Source organism: Nocardia sp. FBN12, from assembly GCF_054031145.1.
Genome location: NZ_CM132926.1, coordinates 6,541,779 through 6,558,178, shown reverse-complemented (window position 1 = coordinate 6,558,178; position 16,400 = coordinate 6,541,779). Strand labels below are relative to the sequence as shown.

17 protein-coding genes are annotated in these 16,400 nt (G+C 67.2%); 12 read left to right on the top strand and 5 right to left on the bottom strand.

What is annotated here, in order from left to right; all coding sequences use genetic code 11:
* Nucleotides 1-36 precede the first annotated feature (36 nt).
* A complete protein-coding gene (locus tag ACWZHB_RS30935) occupies nucleotides 37-225 on the bottom strand; it encodes a ferredoxin (RefSeq protein WP_266297314.1) in 189 nt (62 codons plus the stop codon).
* Nucleotides 226-411: 186 nt separating this feature from the next.
* Here ACWZHB_RS30935 and ACWZHB_RS30930 point away from each other — a divergent pair, with 186 nt between their 5' ends.
* The 5 genes from ACWZHB_RS30930 to ACWZHB_RS30910 all read left to right on the top strand — a co-directional run bounded on the left by ACWZHB_RS30930 (nucleotide 412) and on the right by ACWZHB_RS30910 (nucleotide 4,686).
* Nucleotides 412-1,605: an acyl-CoA dehydrogenase family protein gene (locus tag ACWZHB_RS30930; RefSeq protein ID WP_427905264.1), complete on the top strand. Its 1,194-nt coding sequence runs from the start codon at nucleotides 412-414 to the stop codon at nucleotides 1,603-1,605.
* Between the two features lie 21 nt (nucleotides 1,606-1,626).
* The gene (locus ACWZHB_RS30925; protein ID WP_427905263.1) at nucleotides 1,627-2,724 is read left to right on the top strand and encodes an acyl-CoA dehydrogenase family protein; all 1,098 of its coding nucleotides are present in this window, start codon (nucleotides 1,627-1,629) and stop codon (nucleotides 2,722-2,724) included.
* 54 nt (nucleotides 2,725-2,778) lie between these two features.
* Nucleotides 2,779-3,018, top strand: coding sequence for a type II toxin-antitoxin system Phd/YefM family antitoxin (locus ACWZHB_RS30920; protein ID WP_427905262.1), 240 nt, complete (start codon nucleotides 2,779-2,781; stop codon nucleotides 3,016-3,018).
* Nucleotides 3,015-3,404, top strand: coding sequence for a type II toxin-antitoxin system death-on-curing family toxin (locus tag ACWZHB_RS30915; RefSeq protein WP_427905261.1), 390 nt, complete (start codon nucleotides 3,015-3,017; stop codon nucleotides 3,402-3,404). The genes ACWZHB_RS30920 and ACWZHB_RS30915 overlap by 4 nt, the downstream gene beginning before the upstream one ends.
* Before the next feature lie 103 nt (nucleotides 3,405-3,507).
* Entirely contained in the window at nucleotides 3,508-4,686 is a 1,179-nt protein-coding gene (locus ACWZHB_RS30910) for an FAD-dependent monooxygenase (protein WP_427905260.1), read from the top strand.
* An 88-nt stretch (nucleotides 4,687-4,774) separates the two neighbouring features.
* Here ACWZHB_RS30910 and ACWZHB_RS30905 read toward each other — a convergent pair whose 3' ends face one another.
* Entirely contained in the window at nucleotides 4,775-6,418 is a 1,644-nt protein-coding gene (locus tag ACWZHB_RS30905; protein WP_427905259.1) for an acyl-CoA synthetase, read from the bottom strand.
* Nucleotides 6,419-6,478: 60 nt separating this feature from the next.
* On the opposite strand from ACWZHB_RS30905, the gene ACWZHB_RS30900 reads away from it, so the two are divergent.
* Nucleotides 6,479-7,261, top strand: a complete 783-nt coding sequence (locus ACWZHB_RS30900; protein ID WP_427905258.1) for a crotonase/enoyl-CoA hydratase family protein — start codon at nucleotides 6,479-6,481, stop codon at nucleotides 7,259-7,261.
* 397 nt (nucleotides 7,262-7,658) lie between these two features.
* On the opposite strand, the gene ACWZHB_RS30895 is transcribed toward ACWZHB_RS30900, so the two are convergent.
* Nucleotides 7,659-8,075: a VOC family protein gene (locus ACWZHB_RS30895; protein ID WP_427905257.1), complete on the bottom strand. Its 417-nt coding sequence runs from the start codon at nucleotides 8,073-8,075 to the stop codon at nucleotides 7,659-7,661.
* A 148-nt stretch (nucleotides 8,076-8,223) separates the two neighbouring features.
* Between ACWZHB_RS30895 and ACWZHB_RS30890 the strand changes: the two genes are divergently transcribed.
* Nucleotides 8,224-9,222, top strand: coding sequence for a sigma-70 family RNA polymerase sigma factor (locus ACWZHB_RS30890; protein WP_427905256.1), 999 nt, complete (start codon nucleotides 8,224-8,226; stop codon nucleotides 9,220-9,222).
* Nucleotides 9,223-9,235: 13 nt separating this feature from the next.
* Here ACWZHB_RS30890 and ACWZHB_RS30885 read toward each other — a convergent pair whose 3' ends face one another.
* Both ACWZHB_RS30885 and ACWZHB_RS30880 read right to left on the bottom strand, forming a co-directional pair.
* Nucleotides 9,236-10,765, bottom strand: a complete 1,530-nt coding sequence (locus tag ACWZHB_RS30885; protein WP_427905255.1) for an acyl-CoA synthetase — start codon at nucleotides 10,763-10,765, stop codon at nucleotides 9,236-9,238.
* A gap of 21 nt (nucleotides 10,766-10,786) precedes the next feature.
* Nucleotides 10,787-11,824: an LLM class F420-dependent oxidoreductase gene (locus ACWZHB_RS30880; RefSeq protein ID WP_427905254.1), complete on the bottom strand. Its 1,038-nt coding sequence runs from the start codon at nucleotides 11,822-11,824 to the stop codon at nucleotides 10,787-10,789.
* A 60-nt stretch (nucleotides 11,825-11,884) separates the two neighbouring features.
* Here ACWZHB_RS30880 and ACWZHB_RS30875 point away from each other — a divergent pair, with 60 nt between their 5' ends.
* The 5 genes from ACWZHB_RS30875 to ACWZHB_RS30855 are packed head-to-tail and all read left to right on the top strand — an operon-like array spanning nucleotide 11,885 to nucleotide 16,349.
* The gene (locus ACWZHB_RS30875; protein WP_427905253.1) at nucleotides 11,885-12,856 is read left to right on the top strand and encodes a Zn-ribbon domain-containing OB-fold protein; all 972 of its coding nucleotides are present in this window, start codon (nucleotides 11,885-11,887) and stop codon (nucleotides 12,854-12,856) included.
* A 10-nt stretch (nucleotides 12,857-12,866) separates the two neighbouring features.
* Entirely contained in the window at nucleotides 12,867-13,886 is a 1,020-nt protein-coding gene (locus ACWZHB_RS30870) for a thiolase domain-containing protein (RefSeq protein WP_427905252.1), read from the top strand.
* Nucleotides 13,883-15,052: a thiolase domain-containing protein gene (locus ACWZHB_RS30865; RefSeq protein WP_427905251.1), complete on the top strand. Its 1,170-nt coding sequence runs from the start codon at nucleotides 13,883-13,885 to the stop codon at nucleotides 15,050-15,052. The genes ACWZHB_RS30870 and ACWZHB_RS30865 overlap by 4 nt, the downstream gene beginning before the upstream one ends.
* Nucleotides 15,049-15,939, top strand: a complete 891-nt coding sequence (locus ACWZHB_RS30860) for a TIGR03619 family F420-dependent LLM class oxidoreductase (RefSeq protein WP_427905250.1) — start codon at nucleotides 15,049-15,051, stop codon at nucleotides 15,937-15,939. The genes ACWZHB_RS30865 and ACWZHB_RS30860 overlap by 4 nt, the downstream gene beginning before the upstream one ends.
* On the top strand, nucleotides 15,936-16,349 hold the full coding sequence (locus ACWZHB_RS30855; protein WP_427905249.1) for a nuclear transport factor 2 family protein: 414 nt from the start codon (nucleotides 15,936-15,938) through the stop codon (nucleotides 16,347-16,349). Before ACWZHB_RS30860 ends, ACWZHB_RS30855 begins: the two co-directional genes overlap by 4 nt.
* Nucleotides 16,350-16,400: the final 51 nt, after the last annotated feature.

The window sequence follows — 16,400 nt, the reverse complement described above, 5'->3', positions numbered from 1 at the left end:
ACTCTAGAACGTGTTCCACCATCCGACAAGAGGCGATCACGCCAACCTCAGCGCGGCCTTGGGGCATTGCGCCACAGCTTCCTCGGCATCGGCGAGGCGATCGGGCGCGACATCGCCCTCGGCGGCGGTCAACATGTCGTCGTCGTCAAGTTCGAACATGTCAGGGGCAATTCCGACACAGACGCCGTTCGCTTCACACCGGTCGAAATCGACGATGATCTTCATGAGAACTTCCTTCCACACGGTCTTCGCGACACTAACCCAGACAGCCCGGACCGCGGAGCGGAACAGGCGACTGATCACCATCAATACTGGAACATGTTCCAGTTCGTATGCAATGATCGGTTTCGGCGGGGCTCACCCCCTGCGCCCCGCCACCCGCCCTTTCAGCTCGACACCGAGGTAGGAAGCATGCGCGTCGCGTATACGCCGCAGCAGGAAGAATTGCGCGCCGAGCTGCGCGAATATTTCGCGAAGCTGATGACGCCCGAGCGGCGCGCGGCACTGAGCCTGCAGACCGGCGAGTACGGCGAAGGCGATGTCTACCGCGAGGTCGTGCGTCAGATGGGCCGCGACGGCTGGCTCACGCTGAGCTGGCCCAAGGAGTACGGCGGCCAGGACCGCACCACGATGGATCAGCTGATCTTCGTCGAGGAAGCGGCCATCGCGGGCGCGCCGGTCCCGTTCCTGACGCTCAACTCCGTGGCCCCGACAATCATGCAGTACGGCACCGAGGAGCAGAAGAAGTTCTTCCTGCCCAAGATCGCCTCCGGTGAGCTGCACTTCGCCATCGGCTACTCCGAGCCGGGCGCGGGCACCGACCTGGCCTCGCTGCGGACCACCGCGGTGCGCGACGGCGACGACTTCGTGATCAACGGCCAGAAGATGTGGACCAGCCTCATCGCCTACGCCGACTACATCTGGTTGGCCGTGCGCACCGACCCGACGGCCAAGAAGCACAAGGGCATCACGATGCTCATCGTGCCGACCGACGCCGAGGGATTCTCCTGGACACCGGTACACACGATGGCCGGGCCCGACACCAGCGCCACCTACTACCAGGACGTTCGGGTACCGGCTTCCTCGGTGGTCGGTCCGGAGAACGGTGGCTGGTCGCTGATCACCAACCAGCTCAACCACGAGCGCGTCGCCCTCACCTCGGCGGGTCCGCTGTCGCTGGCGGTCGCGCAGACCGTGGCGTGGGCACGCGAGACCGTCGCTTCCGACGGCAAGCGGGTGATCGACCAGGAATGGGCCCGGCTCAATCTGGCCCGCGTGCACGCCAAGGTCGAGTACCTCAAGCTGCTGAACTGGGAGATCGCCAGCCGCGCCGACCTGGGCGGCGAGGCAGCGCCGAAGCCGTGGGACGCCTCCGCCTGCAAGGTCTACGGCACCGAACTCGCCACCGAGGCCTATCGCCTGCTGATGGAAGTCGTCGGCCCGCACGCCTACCTGCGCCAGGACTCCCCCGGCGCCGCTCTGCTCGGCCGGCTCGAGCGGATGCACCGCGCCGCACTGATTCTCACCTTCGGCGGCGGCACCAACGAGGTGCAGCGCGACATCATCGCCATGACCGCCCTGCGCCAGCCCGCTTCCGCCCGCTGATCCCGAAAGCCGGTATCTCCCATGGATTTCACCCCTACCGAAGCCCAGACCGATCTCGCCCGGCTGACCGGCGAGATCTGCGCGAAGCTCGTCACCGCCGACCGTCTGCGCGAACTGGACACCGCGGGCCGCTTCGACGAGCAGCTCTGGAAGTCGCTCGCCGAGACCGGCGTGCTGGCCGCCGCGCTGCCGGAAGCCCTGGGCGGCAGCGATTTCGGCATGCTCGAGCAGACCGCGATCCTGCGTGAACTCGGCCGCGTCGTCGCGGCGGTGCCTTATCTGTCGTCGATCGTCCTCGGTGCGGGCGCGCTGGCGAAGTTCGGCGACGCCGATCAGCAGGCGCTGGCCGCGCGAGCAGGCGCGGGCGAGGTCGTGCTCACCGCCGCGCTCGCCGAGGAACTGCGCGCCACCACCGACGCTCCCGGCATCGTCGCCGAGACCGCCGGTGCCGCGTGGACGCTCACCGGTACCGCGACCACCGTTCCCTACGCGGACCGGGCCGAGCGAATCCTGGTGCCCGCCATCACTTCCCATGGTGTCGGCGTCTTCGTGATCGATCCGGAGCACACCTCGGTGACCCGTACCGCCCAGCAGGTCGTCGACCTGAGCCCCGAATTCGTCGTCGAGCTGGCCGCCACGCCGGCCCACCTGCTCGGCACCATCGAGGCGGGCGCCGACATCCTCACCTGGCTGCGTGAACACGCCTGGCTGGGCCTGTCCGCCTTGCAACTCGGCACCCTGGAACGCGCACTCGAACTGACCGCCGAGCACACCCGCACCCGCGAACAGTTCGGCAAGCCGATCGGCTCCTTCCAGTCCGTCGCCCAGCGCCTTTCCGACGCCTACATCGACATCGGCGGCCTGCGCCTCACGGTCACCCAGGGCGCCTGGCGTCTCTCGGAGGACCTCCCCGCCGCCGAGGCCATCCACATCGCCAAGTTCTGGGCCGCCGAGGCAGGCCACAAGGTCGCCCACACCGTCGTCCACGTGCACGGCGGCCTCGGCATCGACCGCGACCACATCACCCACAACTACTTCACCGCCGCCAAGCACAACGAATTCGCCCTCGGCGGCGCGACTCCCCATCTCCTCGCCCTCGGCACGGAACTGGCGAGCTAGCCCCCTTCGCCGACAGTTCGTACGAACTGTCGGCGAAGATGTACAATTCTAGGCATGACTGCAGCCCCCTCGCCTGAGAACTGGGAGCTCCCGGTAAGTGAAGCCAGGGAGCGCCTCGCTGAAGTGATCGCGGCCGCCGAGGGCGGCACCGTCGTGCACTTGACCCGCCATGGCCGCCGCGTAGCGGCGGTGGTGCCGGACTCGATGGCCGAGACCGCAGACAGCCAAGTCCGCGCACTATCGCGACAATTCGCCAAGCGTCACAGGAGCCTGCTCGACAGGCTCGCCGAGTGAGCGAAGCGGAGATCTACTACCTCACGGTCGCCGACCTGCGAGCAATCGCCGAGGATGTGGCAGGGCTGTACGTCGTACGCGACGCGGGACTGCTCGCGTCGGCGGCTGCACGCCCGGCAACTACGGTGTTCGGCACCGACGCCTATCCGGGCATCTGGCAGAAGTCCGCAGCGCTCCTGCATTCGATCGCAGGTAACCCTCCACTCGTCGACGGCAACAAACGCCTTGCCATCGCAGGCGCGATCGTATTCCTGGCCCACAACGGCATCGACACGAGCTCTCTCGACGAAGACCTCGCCTACGACCTCATGATCGACGTCGCCAGTGGCACAGTTGTCGATGTTCCCGAGATCGCATCCCGCCTCGCCACCGCCTTGAAGCACTGACCACTGGCCTGGCTGAATCCCGAACGATTCCGGTCGACCCTCATCCGGGGCACGTTACCGTTGCGCCTACAAGCGTTGGCAAAAGCGTTGACCAGGAGTCGAAATGGCCGCCACCTCAGTGCCCGAAACCACCTCCGTCGTCATCGTGGGCGCGGGTCCCGCCGGGCTCACCGCCGCGATCGTGCTCGCCGAAGCCGGCATCGACCACGTGCTCATCGATCGACTCGGCGAGGGCGCCAACACTTCTCGGGCCGCGGTAGTGCATGCCAGGACGCTCGAGGTGCTCGATGACCTCGGCATCGCGAGTGAACTCGTCGAACGCGGGATCAAGGTGCCGATGTTCAGGCTGCACGACGGGGCGAAGACGTTGGCCACCATCGGATTCGGCGATCTGCCCACCGCGTTCCCGTACACGCTGATGGTGCCGCAGGACGTCACCGAGCAGGTGCTGCTCGATCGACTGCACAAGCTGGGCGGCACCGTGCGCCGGCCGCTCACCGTCACCCGCGTCACCGGCGAAAACGGCAGCGTGACGGTCGAATACACCGATGAGCACGACCGGCAAGGCGCGATCAGGGCCAACTACGTCATCGGCGCCGACGGCATGCACAGCGTCGTGCGCGAGTATGCAGGCATCGGCTTCACCGGCGACACCTACCCCGCGTCGTTCATCCTGGCCGACGTCCGCATGAGCTGGCCGACCCCACGCACCGAGGTCTCACTGCACCTCTCCCCCGAAGGCGTCACCGTCGTCGCCCCCCTCCCCGACGACGAGGCCAACCGCTACCGCGTCGTGGCCACCGTCGACGAGGCCCCCGAACACCCCACCCTCGACGACGTCCAGACCCTCATGAACGCGCGCGGCCCCGCAGGCGACATCCGAGTCGACGAGATCCTGTGGAGCTCCCGCTTCCGCGTCCACCACCGCGTAGCCGACCACTACCGCGCCGGCCGCATCTTCCTGGCAGGCGACGCCGCCCACGTGCACAGCCCAGCAGGCGGCCAGGGCATGAACACCGGCGTCCAGGACGCCGCCCTACTCGCCACCCTGCTGACGAAAGTCACCGCAGGCGAACCTGATTCGATCCTCGATACCTATGAAACCGTCCGCAGGCCGATCGCCCTCGACGTCGTGGCGTTCACCGATCGCATGACCACGATGGCCACTCTCCAGTCCGCGCCGATCCGCTTCGCGCGCAACACCGCCCTGCGTTTTCTCAGCCGCATCCCCGTGGTGCGTGGCCGATTGGCCTACCAACTCTCAGAACTCGGCAATCGCTGACCGGAACCCGGTTGACCACAACGTTTCGAACACGACGAAAGCCCGCCCGGCGACGCTGCCGGGCGGGCTTGTTCGTGTGGAGCCGGTACTACGCCGAGCCTGCCTCCGCGTGCTCATCCGCAGGACGCTCGTCGGTCTGGGACTTGGCCCAGCGGTAGTCCGGCTTGCCCGCGGGCGAGCGCTTGATCTCGTCGACGAACCACAGGCTGCGTGGCTGCTTGTACGACGCGATCTCCTGGGTGAGGATCGGTTTCAGGTCGGCCAGGGTGGGGCGGTTCTCGCCGCGACACTGGACGACCGCGCAGACCCGCTGACCCCAGCGCTCGTCCTCGACACCGACCACCAGCGCGTCGAAGATCTCGGGGTGGGCCTTGAGGGCGCCCTCCACCTCTTCGGGGTAGATCTTCTCGCCACCGCTGTTGATGCTCACCGAACCGCGGCCGAGCATGGTGACCGAGCCGTCCTCCTCGACGCGCGCGTAGTCACCGGGGATCGCGAAGCGAACGCCGTTGATCTCCTTGAACGTCGCGGCTGACTTGACCTCGTCGTTGTAGTAGCCGAGCGGGATGTGGCCGCTGCGGGCCAGCAGGCCGACGACGCCGGAACCCGCTTCGACCGGGTTGCCGTCCTCGTCGAGCACCTGGGTGGCCGCGTCGATCTTCACCCGGGGACCACCGGTGTGGGTGGCACCCTTGGCGACCAGCGAGAGGCCGCCGAATCCGGTCTCCGAGGAGCCGATGGAGTCGGAAATCATCCGGTTGGGCAGCACCTCGAGGAACTTGTCCTTGAGCGAGGGCGAGAACAGTGCCGCACTGCTGGCCAGCACGTACAGGGTCGAAAGGTCGTAGGGCTCACCGGTTTCCGGGTTGCCTTCGGCGAGGGCGTCGAGCATCGGGCGCGCCATCGCGTCACCGGTGATGAAGATCAGGTTGATGCCGTGCTTGTCGACGGCCTGCCACACCCCGTGCCCGCTGAACTCGGGAATCATCACGGCTTTGCCACCGCCGAACAGGCTGTGGAAGGTGGCCCACTGCGAGCCGCCGTGGATCATCGGCGGGATCGGGAAGCGCACCATCTGCGGGTTGGCCGCGCCGACCTTGGCCAGCTCCCACTCGTCCTTGACGTACTCGCCGGTGACGAAGTTGATGCCGGCGCCGAGGACGCGCCAGACGTCCTCGTGCCGCCACATCACGCCCTTGGGCAGGCCGGTGGTGCCGCCGGTGTAGAGCATGTAGATGTCGTCAGGCGAGCGTTCCTCGAAGTCGCGTTCACCCGACGAACCGGCCAGCGCCGCTTCGTACTCCACGGTGTCCGCGCCGGTGGGGCCATCGGTGCCGTCCTCGACGACGATCACCGTCTTCAGGGCGGGCACCTTGTCCCGCACCGCCGCCACCTTGTCGGTGTAGCGGCGCTCGTGGATCAGCGCCACCATGTCGGAGTTGTCGAAGATGTGCAGTAGCTCGTTCTCGACATAGCGGAAATTGACATTGATCATCACCGCCCGCGCCTTGAAGACGGCCACCATCGCTTCGACGGCCTCGACGGTGTTCCTGGAATAGATTCCGACTTTGTCGCCGGGACGCACACCCTGTTCCAGCAGGTAGTGGGCCAGTTTGTTGGCCCGCTCCTCTAGTTCGGCGTAGGTCGACTCTCGATGCTCGCCGACCAGCACGATCCGGTCGGGCATCAAGTCGACGGCATGTTCGACGAGATCGGCTATGTTGTAGCTCACAAGGACAAAAATAGAACGTGTTACTGTTTCTGACAAGACCAGATCGTCAGGAGAATTCAGATGGCCCACTGCTTGGTCGAGAAACGCGACCATGTCCTCATCGTCACCATGAATCGGCCGGAGGCGCGCAACGCCCTGTCCAGCGAGATGATGGCGATCATGCTCGACGCCTGGGACCAGGTGGACAGCGATCCCGACATCCGCGTCGCGATCCTCACCGGCGCGGGCGGGGCCTTCTGCGCGGGGATGGATCTGAAGGCGATGAGCTCGCAGCATCCAGGAGACACCGCGTCCTCCGGCAGCTGGGACCCGGCCTACCTGCCCGCGCTACTGAAGGGGCGGCGACTGGCCAAGCCGCTGATCGCGGCGGTCGAGGGCCCGGCCATCGCCGGTGGCACCGAGATCCTGCAGGGCACCGACCTGCGCGTGGCCGGGGAGAGCGCCAAGTTCGGTGTCTCCGAGGCCCGCTGGGGCCTGTTCCCGCTCGGTGGTTCCGCGGTGCGGCTGGCCCGGCAGATCCCGTACACGGTGGCCACTGATCTGCTGCTGACCGGTCGGCATATCACCGCCGCCGAGGCCAAGGAGATCGGCCTGATCGGACACGTCGTCCCCGACGGAACCGCCCTCGACAAGGCCTTGGCGCTGGCAGGCCAGATCGCCGACAACGGCCCGCTCGCCGTCCAGGCGATGCTGCGCACCCTGCGCGAAACCGAGGCCATGCCGGAGAACGAGGCGTTCCCCATCGAGGCGAAGATCGGCATCGAGGTCTTCAGATCGGCCGACGCCAAGGAAGGCCCCCGAGCCTTCGCCGAGAAGCGCAAACCGAACTTCACCGGCACCTAAAACGCCACCACACCCCAGGTCCGCGACCGACCGCACTACCAGCGCACGACCACACCCAGGTCCGCGACCTACCGCACTACCAGCCACACTCGTAAACCCCAGGTCCGCGACCTTCCGCACTACCAGCCACACTCGTAAACCCCAGGTCCGCCATGACCGCACTCCCAGCCCCGCACGACCCGACCTCGAGGAGGGTCCGCCGCGAAGCGGCGTAGCGGCCCGGCCGCGAGTTAGCCGCCGTTGCGTCCGCGGCGCAGCCGCCAGCAACGGTGGCTAACTCGCGGCCCCCCAGGGGCCGCGCTCGAGCGCGCCAGCGCTCCAAAAACACAGCCAGTGCCTCCAGGACTACCCAAACCCCGAAGCCCTGCCAGACAACCCGCCCCGGGACCACCAACCCCTACGCCCCCGGGTAATCCATGTAAAACGGCTCCCACTGGTGCCCATCAGGATCGATGAACGTACGCCCGTGCATACCGACCTGGGCCTCCTGAGCCTTCTTGTCATCGTTGGTCTCCTCGGTCCCGCCCGCCGCCACGGCCGCGTCGGTAAGCGAATCAACCTCCGCCGCGCTGCCGAGCGACAACGCGTAAGCAGCACCGATGGCACCACTGGTATCAGCGATCGGGCGCTTGCTGAACGTAGTGAAGAAGTCCTTGGTCAGCAGCATCAAGCAGATGTTGTCGTCGACGACGATGCAGGCCGCGTTCTGATCGGTGAAGTCCTCGTTCACCTTCCAGCCCAGCGCCTCGTAGAAGCTCTTCGAGCGGTCGAGGTCGGCGACGGGGAGGTTGATGAAGATCATCTTGTTGCTCATGGGATCAGCCTTTCGTGGCGTCGTTGCGGTCTCGAACATGTAGACGCGACGGCGAACCCGGATTCATCGCAACCACGCAAACTTCGCGAATCGAGATAGTTCGTTTTCACCCCTGTCAGCTGTCGGACCCCTGTGGCATCGTGAAACTATGAGCGACGCCACAACCGCCACCACCGGCCCCGATCCCGCTGTACTCGCCGAATTCGAGACGCATCGGCGCGAGTTGTGCGCGTATGCCTATCGCATGCTCGGCTCCTCGTTCGAGGCCGAGGACGCGGTGCAGGAAACCTTCACCCGAGCCTGGCGCTCCTACGATTCCTTCGAGGGTCGCGCGAGTCTGCGCTCGTGGCTGTACAAGATCGCCACCAATATCTGTCTCGACATGCTCGACCGTCCACAGAGCCGCGCCAGACCGATGGATCTCAACGGGCCGGGCCGCCCGGATTCACCGCTGCCCATGCCCCAGCCCGATTACGTATGGATCGAGCCGATCCCGAACGGGCTCGCCTTCGGCGCCGACCCGGCCGAACACGCCTCCACCAGAGACACGCTGCGCCTCGCCTTCGTCGCGGCCTGCCAGCATCTGCCCGCCACCCAGCGCGCGATCCTGATCATGCGCGAGGTGCTTCGGTTCTCCGCGGGCGAGACCGCCGAGGCGCTGATGATGTCGCCCGCGTCGGTGAACAGCGCGCTGCAGCGAGCAAGGGCCACCATGTCGAAGGTGCAGCCGAAGGTGGCCGACAGCTTCGACGAGACCGATCCCGATCAGCGCAAGCTGATCGACGATTTCGTCACCGCATTCGAGGCCTACGACATGGATGCCTTGACCACCCTGCTCAAAGCCGATGTGGCGCTGTCGATGCCGCCGTTCGATCTCTGGATCTCGGGCCCGGAGAACGTGGCCGCGTTCATGCTCAGCACGGGCGCCGCGTGCCGCAATTCGCGGATGGTGCCGCTGGTCGGTGCCAACGGTTCGCCCGCCTTCGGCCACTACAAGCCGAGCGAGGAGCCGGGCGTCTGGGTGCCGTGGTCGATCACGGTGCTCGAACTCGAGGGCGACACCATCGCCGGCCTCAACTTCTTCCTCGACACCCAGCGCCTGTTCCCGCTCTTCGGGCTCGAGCCGGAGTGGCGCGAGCCCGTCTGAGCGGGAAGAGAATTCAGAGCAGACGGCGCTTGTACAGCTTTCCGTTGGGATCACGGGGCAGCTCCGCACGGTATTCCACCGTGCGGGGCAGCTTGTACTTCGCGAGCTGACCGGCGGCGAATTCCAGGAGTTCGGCGGTGAAGTCTTCCTCGGCCAGCCCTTCGACCGGCTGCACGAACGCCTTCACCTGCTGGCCCCAATCCGGGTCCGGTACACCGAGAACCGCGACGTCGGCCACCTTCGGGTGGCTCATCAGCACGCCCTCGATCTCGGCCGGGTAGATGTTCACGCCACCGGACAGGATCAGATCCGAGCGCCGGTCGCACAGGAACAGATAGCCGTCCTCGTCGAGGTAGCCGATGTCGCCGACGGTGAACAGGTCACCGACACGCGACTCCTCGGTCTTCTCCTTGGCGTGGTGGTACTCGAAGCTCGAGGCGCCCATCCGCATGTAGACCATGCCCTCTTTGCCCGCGGGCAGTTCGGTGCCGTCGGTCTCGTCGAGGATCTTGATGACCGACCACGGCCAGGCCTTGCCGACCGAGCCCGGCTTGGACAGCCACTCGGTGCCGTTGATCACCGTGCCGCCGCCCTCGGTGGCCGCGTAGTACTCGGTGACGACCGGTCCCCACCAGTCGAGCATCCGGCGCTTGGTCTGCTGCGGGCACGGCGCCGCGCCGTGCACCATGCTGCGCAGCGAGGACACGTCGTAGCGGGCGCGCACGTCATCGGGCAGGGCGAGCAGGCGGTGGAACTGGGTGGGCACCATGTGACTGTGAGTCACCTTGTGGCGCTCGATCAGCCCGAGCATGTCCTCGGCATCCCACCGATCCATCAGCACCAGCTTGTGCCCCAACTGGATCGAGATGGTCGAGAAGTTCAGCACGGCCGTGTGATAGAGCGGCGAGCCGCAGATGTGCACGTGGTCGTCGTAGGGGGCCAGCTCGAACAGGCTGAAGAACGCCTTGTTCGGCGCGGGAACCTCATCGGGATCGGCGCCGGTGAGCGGGCGGCGAACACCCTTGGGTCGCCCCGTGGTTCCCGAGGTGTAGAGCATCGGCGCACCGACCGAACGGTCCGAGGGCCTGCCGGTATCGGCGGCGCCGAGCCACGACACCGGCCGGAAGCCCGGCACCGTACCGACCGCGAACCGGGCGTTCTCTGGTAGTTCGGCGAGGTCGGCGGCCTCGGCGGCGGTGGCCGCGAACCGCTCGCTGGCGAGGAACGCCGCGGCGTCACTGTCACCGAGGATGTAGGCGATCTCCGGCGCGGTCAGATGCCAGTTCACCGCGACGATGTACAGCCCCGCCTGATAGGCGGCGAAATACGCGGCGATCGCCTCGACGCCATTGTGCAGCATGCTGACAACGACGTCGCCGGTCTGTAATCCGATGCCGCGTAGCCCGTTGGCGTAGCGGTTGGCCAGGGTGGCCAATTCTCGGTAGGTGATCTCCCTGCCGTCCGGGTCGACGACGGCGATCCGCTCGGGATCCGTCGCGGCGATATTCCACAGTCCGAGGACTTCCGTTGTCTGCTGGCTCACCCCTCGAATTTAGAACGTGTTCTACATAGTGACAAGGGGTTGGAGCCGACGCATTTGTTCGGGATCCGACACCGAGATCAGCATCATCGTCACGCCCGCGTCCTCCCATTCCTTCAACCGGGAGCGGACGTGGGCCTCGTCGCCGAAGATCGCGGTGTCGGTGATCAGCTCGTCGGGCACCGCCGCCGCGGCCTCGGCCTTGCGCCCCGCCTGGAACAGCGCGGAGATCTCGTCCACCTCGGCGCCGTAGCCCATCCGCTTGTAGACCTGGGCGTGGAAATTCAGCTCGGGCGCTCCCATCCCGCCGATGTAGAGCGCGCTCACCCAGCGCATCCGCTCGATCTCGCCCGCCGGATCATCGGTGATCACCACCTGCGCGCTCGCCGCGATCTCGAAATCCGCGCGCGAACGGCGGGCGCCCGCCCGGGCGAAGCCCTCGTCGAGCCATTCGTTGTACATGCCTGCCAGGCGCGGTGCGTAGTAGATCGCGAGCCAGCCGTCGGCGATCTCGGCGGTCTGCGCGACATTCTTCGGACCCTCCGCACCCAGCCAGATCGGCAGATCAGCGCGCAGCGGATGCACGATCGGCTTGAGCGGTTTACCGAGACCGGTCGCTCCGGGGCCGGTGTACGGCAGGCCGTAGTGCTTGCCGTCCGACGTCACCGGCGCCTGCCGTGCCAGCACCTTGCGCACGATGTCGACGTACTCGCGCGTGCGCCGCAGCGGCTGCGCGAAGGGCTGTCCGTACCAGCCCTCCACCACCTGCGGACCGGAGACACCGAGTCCGAGAATGGCCCGGCCGCCACTGAGGTGATCCAGCGTGAGCGCGTGCATCGCGGCCGCCGCGGGTGTGCGGGCCGACATCTGCGCGACCGAGGTGCCGAGCCGCACGCGCTCGGTGGACGAACCCCACCAGGCCAGCGGCGTGAACGCGTCCGAGCCCCAGGACTCCGCCGCGAACACGGCGTCGAAGCCCGATTCCTCGGCCGCGATCACCAGCTCACCCGCGTTGGCGGGGGGCTGCGCGCCCCAGTATCCGAGTTGCAATCCGAATTTCATGATCGGCGCCCTTTCGGCGAATCCTTGCGAGCAGAATAAGAACCTGTTCTACTCGATATCGTGACCCAGGGGAATACCGCAGTGGAAGTATTGAGTGCACCCCTACGGGTGCAGTTCGACTACACCAGATCCGTCGGACCTGTCATCGGCGCCTTTCTGACCGGACTGCGCGAACGCCGGATACTCGGCGTCCGCGGCAGCGACGGCCGGATTCTGGTGCCGGCGCAGGAATACGACCCGATCACCTCGGCCCCGCTGGCCGAGCTGGTCCAGGTCGAGACGACCGGCACGGTGAAGTCGTGGACATGGGTGGCCGACACGCTGCCAGGGCAGCCGTTCGACCGGCCGTTCGCGTGGGCCCTAGTCCAGCTGGACGGGGCCGACACGGCGATGTTGCACGCGCTGGACGTGACCGACCCGAGCCAGGTGAGCACCGGGATGCGGGTACGCGTGCGGTGGGCGCAAGAGCGCACCGGCACGATTCACGACATCGCCTGCTTCGAGCCGGGCGAGGCCACCGTGGCCGCCGCACCACCCGAGGACACCGCCGAGCCGGTGACCGTGCTGACCACACCCGTCGACATGAGCTACAAGCACACCGCCTCGCCGCAGGAGAGCGTCTACCTGCGCGGCCTCGCCGAGGGCAAGTTGATCGGCGGCCGCTCCGAAGCGGGCGGCCGGGTGTACTTCCCGCCGCGTGGCGCCAACCCGACCGACGGCACGCCGACCAACGATCTGGTCGAACTGCCGGACAAGGGCACGGTGACCACCTTCTGCATCGTCAATGTGCCGTTCCTCGGCCAGCGGATCAAGCCGCCGTATGTGGCCGCCTACGTGCTCCTCGACGGCGCCGACATCCCGTTCCTGCACCTGGTTCTCGGCTGCGACGCAGCCGAGGTGCGGATGGGCATGCGGGTCGAGGCCGTGTGGAAGCCCCGCGAGGAGTGGGGCCACGCGCTGGCCAATATCGACCACTTCCGGCCGACCGGCGAGCCCGATGCCTCGTACGAGTCCTATCAGCACCACCTGTAGAGAGGCGACGTTGAGTACACCAGAAATCGCGGTGGTCGGGTTCGCCCACGCACCGCATGTGCCGGAGACCTTCGGCACCACCAACGGCGTCGAGATGCTCGTGCCGTGCTTCCAGCAGCTCTACGCCGATCTCGGCATCACCAAGACCGACATCGACTTCTGGTGTTCCGGATCCTCGGATTACCTTGCGGGGCGGGCCTTCTCGTTCATTTCCGCGGTCGACGCGATCGGCGCGGTGCCGCCGATCAACGAGTCGCACGTGGAGATGGACGCCGCGTGGGCGCTCTACGAGGCGTGGGTGAAGCTGGTTTCCGGCCAGGCGCAGACCGCGCTCGTGTACGGCTTCGGCAAGTCGTCGGCGGGCACGCTGCGTCAGGTGCTGACCAGGCAGCTCGACCCGTATCTGGTCGGCCCGCTGTGGCCCGACGCTGTCTCGGTCGCGGGCCTGCAGGCACGCGCGGGGCTGGACGCGGGCCGCTGGACCGAGCAGGAGATGGCCGCCGTCACCGGCGGTGACATCGAATCCCTGCTCGCCGCACCGTATGTCGCCGACCCACTGCGCGCGCACGACATCGCCCCGATCACCGACGGTGCCGCCGCGATCGTGCTCGCGGTCGGCGATCGCGCCAGGGAGCTGAGTGCGCGCCCGGCGTGGATCACCGGCATCGCGCACAATATCGACGCACAGGCGCTCGGTGGCCGCGACCTGACCCGCTCGCCATCCACCACCAGGGCCGCCGCGGCCGCGACCGGTGGTGACACCACCTTCGACCTGGCCGAGCTGCACGCGCCGTTCAGCCATCAGCAGCTGATTCTGGCCGAGGCGATCGGCCTGTCCCCCGATACCACGGTCAACCCGTCCGGCGGTGCGCTCGCGGGCAACCCGATGTTCGCGGCGGGCTTGGAGCGAATCGGCAACGCCGCCAAGGCCATCTTCTCCGGCACCGCCAACCGGACCCTCGCTCATGCGACCAGCGGCCCCGCGCTGCAGCAGAACCTGGTCGCCGTTCTGGAATCGGAGGCACGATGAGCTTCCCCGCCGCGGTGCTCGGCACCGGCCAAACTCATCACGTGACGAAGCGCACGGACGTGTCCATGGCGGGCATGTGCCGTGAAGCGATTGACCGAGCGCTCGAAGACTCGGGCCTGACCATCGACGAGATCGACGCCGTCGTGGTCGGCAAGGCCCCCGACTTCTTCGAGGGCGTGATGATGCCCGAGCTGTACCTCGCCGAAGCCCTCGGCGCGATCGGCAAGCCGCTGCTGCGCGTGCACACCGCGGGCTCGGTCGGTGGGTCGACCGGCGTTGTCGCCGCCAACCTGGTGCAGGCGGGCGTGCACGGCAAGGTCCTGGCCATCGCATGGGAGAAGCAGTCGGAGTCGAACGCCATGTGGGCGTTGTCGATTCCGGTGCCGTTCACCATGCCGGTCGGCGCGGGCGCCGGTGGCTACTTCGCTCCGCACGTGCGCTCCTACATCCGCCGCTCCAACGCCCCGATGCACATCGGCGCCATGGTCGCGGTGAAGGATCGGCGCAACGGCGCGAAGAACCCGCTCGCGCACCTGCACCAGCCCGACATCACCCTGGAATCGGTGCTGGCCTCCCAAATGCTGTGGGACCCGATCCGTTTCGACGAGACCTGCCCGTCGTCGGACGGCGCCTGCGCCCTGGTGATCGGCAATGCCGAGGCCGCCGCGGCGGTCGAGGCGCAGGGCAAGAAGGTCGCCTGGGTGCACGGCACCGCGATGCGCACCGAGCCGACCACCTTCTCCGGCCGCGACCAGGTGAACCCGCAGGCGGGTCGCGACGCGGCCGCCGCGCTGTGGACGGCCGCGGGGATCACCGACCCGCTCGAGGAGATCGACGTCGCCGAGATCTACGTGCCGTTCTCCTGGTTCGAGCCGATGTGGCTGGAGAATCTCGGCTTCGCGGCCGAGGGCGACGGCTGGAAGCTCACCGACAAGGGCGAGACGGAGATCGGCGGGCGCATCCCGGTGAATCCGTCGGGCGGCGTGCTCTCGTCCAACCCGATCGGCGCCTCTGGCCTGATCCGGTTCGCCGAGGCGGCCAAGCAGGTGATGGGCCGGGCGGGCGCGTACCAGGTCGAGAACGCGCGCAAGGCGCTCGGCCACGCGTATGGCGGTGGCTCCCAGTACTTCTCGATGTGGGTTGTCGGAAGCGAGCGTCCGGAATGAAGTTCACCCTCGGGATCGCACTGAGTCCGCTGGATCAGCTCACCGAGCTGGCCAAGACGGCCGAGGAATGCGGATTCACCTCGATCGGACTGCCCGACTCGCTGTTCTACATGAAGTCGCAGGCCGCCGACTACCCGTACACCCCGGACGGCAGCCGCTTCTGGGGCCCGGAAACTCCGTGGGTGGATCCGCTGATCGCCGCCGCGTCCATGGCGGCGGTCACCACCAAGCTGCGGTTCTACACCAATGTCCTCAAGCTCGGCTCGCGCAATCCGCTGCTGCTGGCCCGCCAGGTCGGCTCGATCGCCAACATGTCGGGCAACCGGTTCGGCTTCGGCATCGGAATCGGCTGGGCACCTGAGGAATTCGAATGGTGCGGAGTTCCCTACGCGCGCCGTGGCGCTCGGGTCGACGAGATGATCGAGGTCATCCGGCTCGTCCTCGACGGCGGCATGGTCGAATTCCACGGCGAGTTCTTCGATTTCGACCAGCTGCAGATGAGTCCGGCACCGAGCGAGCCGGTGCCGTTCTACATCGGCGGGCACACCGGTCCGGCGCTGCGCCGGGCCGCCCGCATCGGTGACGGCTGGACCTCGGCGATGATGAAATTCGACGACCTCGTCACCACCATCGGCACGCTGCGCGATCTCCGCGCCGAATACGGCCGGTCGGAGGTGCCGTTCGAGATCCAGTCGGTCTGCATCGACAAGTTCGGTCGCGACGGCTATCAGGACCTGGCCGATGCGGGCGTCACCGACAACATCGTGGTGCCATGGCTGTCCGACGGTATCGGGTTCGACGGCGAGCTGGCGGCCAAGCAGGACTCGCTGCGCAAGTTCGCCGAGAAGTACATCGCCGACCCCATCATCGCGAAGGTGCACCAATGACCACCATCGAACGCACTGCCCGCGCCGCGGGCCTTGCCTCCCAGGCCGCGGTCAAAGCCAAGGACCGGGCGGCCTGGGTCGCCTTGTTCGCCGCGGACGGCATCGTCGAAGATCCGGTCGGCCCTTCGGGTTTCGATCCGGAGGGCGTCGGCCACCGCGGTCACGAGGCCATCGGCGCCTTCTGGGACAAGGCCATCGCCCTGACCGAGTCCATCGAATTCCGCTTCGAGGACTCCTTCGCCTGCGGCAATGAAATCGCCTTCACCGGGCTGATCCGCACCACGATGGCCGGCCACGTCATCGACGCCGAGGGTGTGTTCACCTACAAGGTCGACGCGGAGGGCAAGATCGCCGCCCTGCGTGCCTTCTGGGAAGTCGACCGCGCGGTCGCGACCACGCGCCCCGTCTAGCGATAAACGCCAGAACAGCCCGGGACCTTTCGGTCTCGGGCTGTTCTCGTC

Bases quoted from the DNA above. Each gene is read 5' to 3' on its own strand.
- ACWZHB_RS30935 (WP_266297314.1), bottom strand. From the start codon at position 225: ATGAAGATCATCGTCGATTTCGACCGGTGTGAAGCGAACGGCGTCTGT.
- ACWZHB_RS30930 (WP_427905264.1), top strand. From the start codon at position 412: ATGCGCGTCGCGTATACGCCGCAGCAGGAAGAATTGCGCGCCGAGCTG.
- ACWZHB_RS30925 (WP_427905263.1), top strand. From the start codon at position 1,627: ATGGATTTCACCCCTACCGAAGCCCAGACCGATCTCGCCCGGCTGACC.
- ACWZHB_RS30920 (WP_427905262.1), top strand. From the start codon at position 2,779: ATGACTGCAGCCCCCTCGCCTGAGAACTGGGAGCTCCCGGTAAGTGAA.
- ACWZHB_RS30910 (WP_427905260.1), top strand. From the start codon at position 3,508: ATGGCCGCCACCTCAGTGCCCGAAACCACCTCCGTCGTCATCGTGGGC.
- ACWZHB_RS30900 (WP_427905258.1), top strand. From the start codon at position 6,479: ATGGCCCACTGCTTGGTCGAGAAACGCGACCATGTCCTCATCGTCACC.
- ACWZHB_RS30895 (WP_427905257.1), bottom strand. From the start codon at position 8,075: ATGAGCAACAAGATGATCTTCATCAACCTCCCCGTCGCCGACCTCGAC.
- ACWZHB_RS30890 (WP_427905256.1), top strand. From the start codon at position 8,224: ATGAGCGACGCCACAACCGCCACCACCGGCCCCGATCCCGCTGTACTC.
- ACWZHB_RS30880 (WP_427905254.1), bottom strand. From the start codon at position 11,824: ATGAAATTCGGATTGCAACTCGGATACTGGGGCGCGCAGCCCCCCGCC.
- ACWZHB_RS30865 (WP_427905251.1), top strand. From the start codon at position 13,883: ATGAGCTTCCCCGCCGCGGTGCTCGGCACCGGCCAAACTCATCACGTG.
- ACWZHB_RS30860 (WP_427905250.1), top strand. From the start codon at position 15,049: ATGAAGTTCACCCTCGGGATCGCACTGAGTCCGCTGGATCAGCTCACC.
- ACWZHB_RS30855 (WP_427905249.1), top strand. From the start codon at position 15,936: ATGACCACCATCGAACGCACTGCCCGCGCCGCGGGCCTTGCCTCCCAG.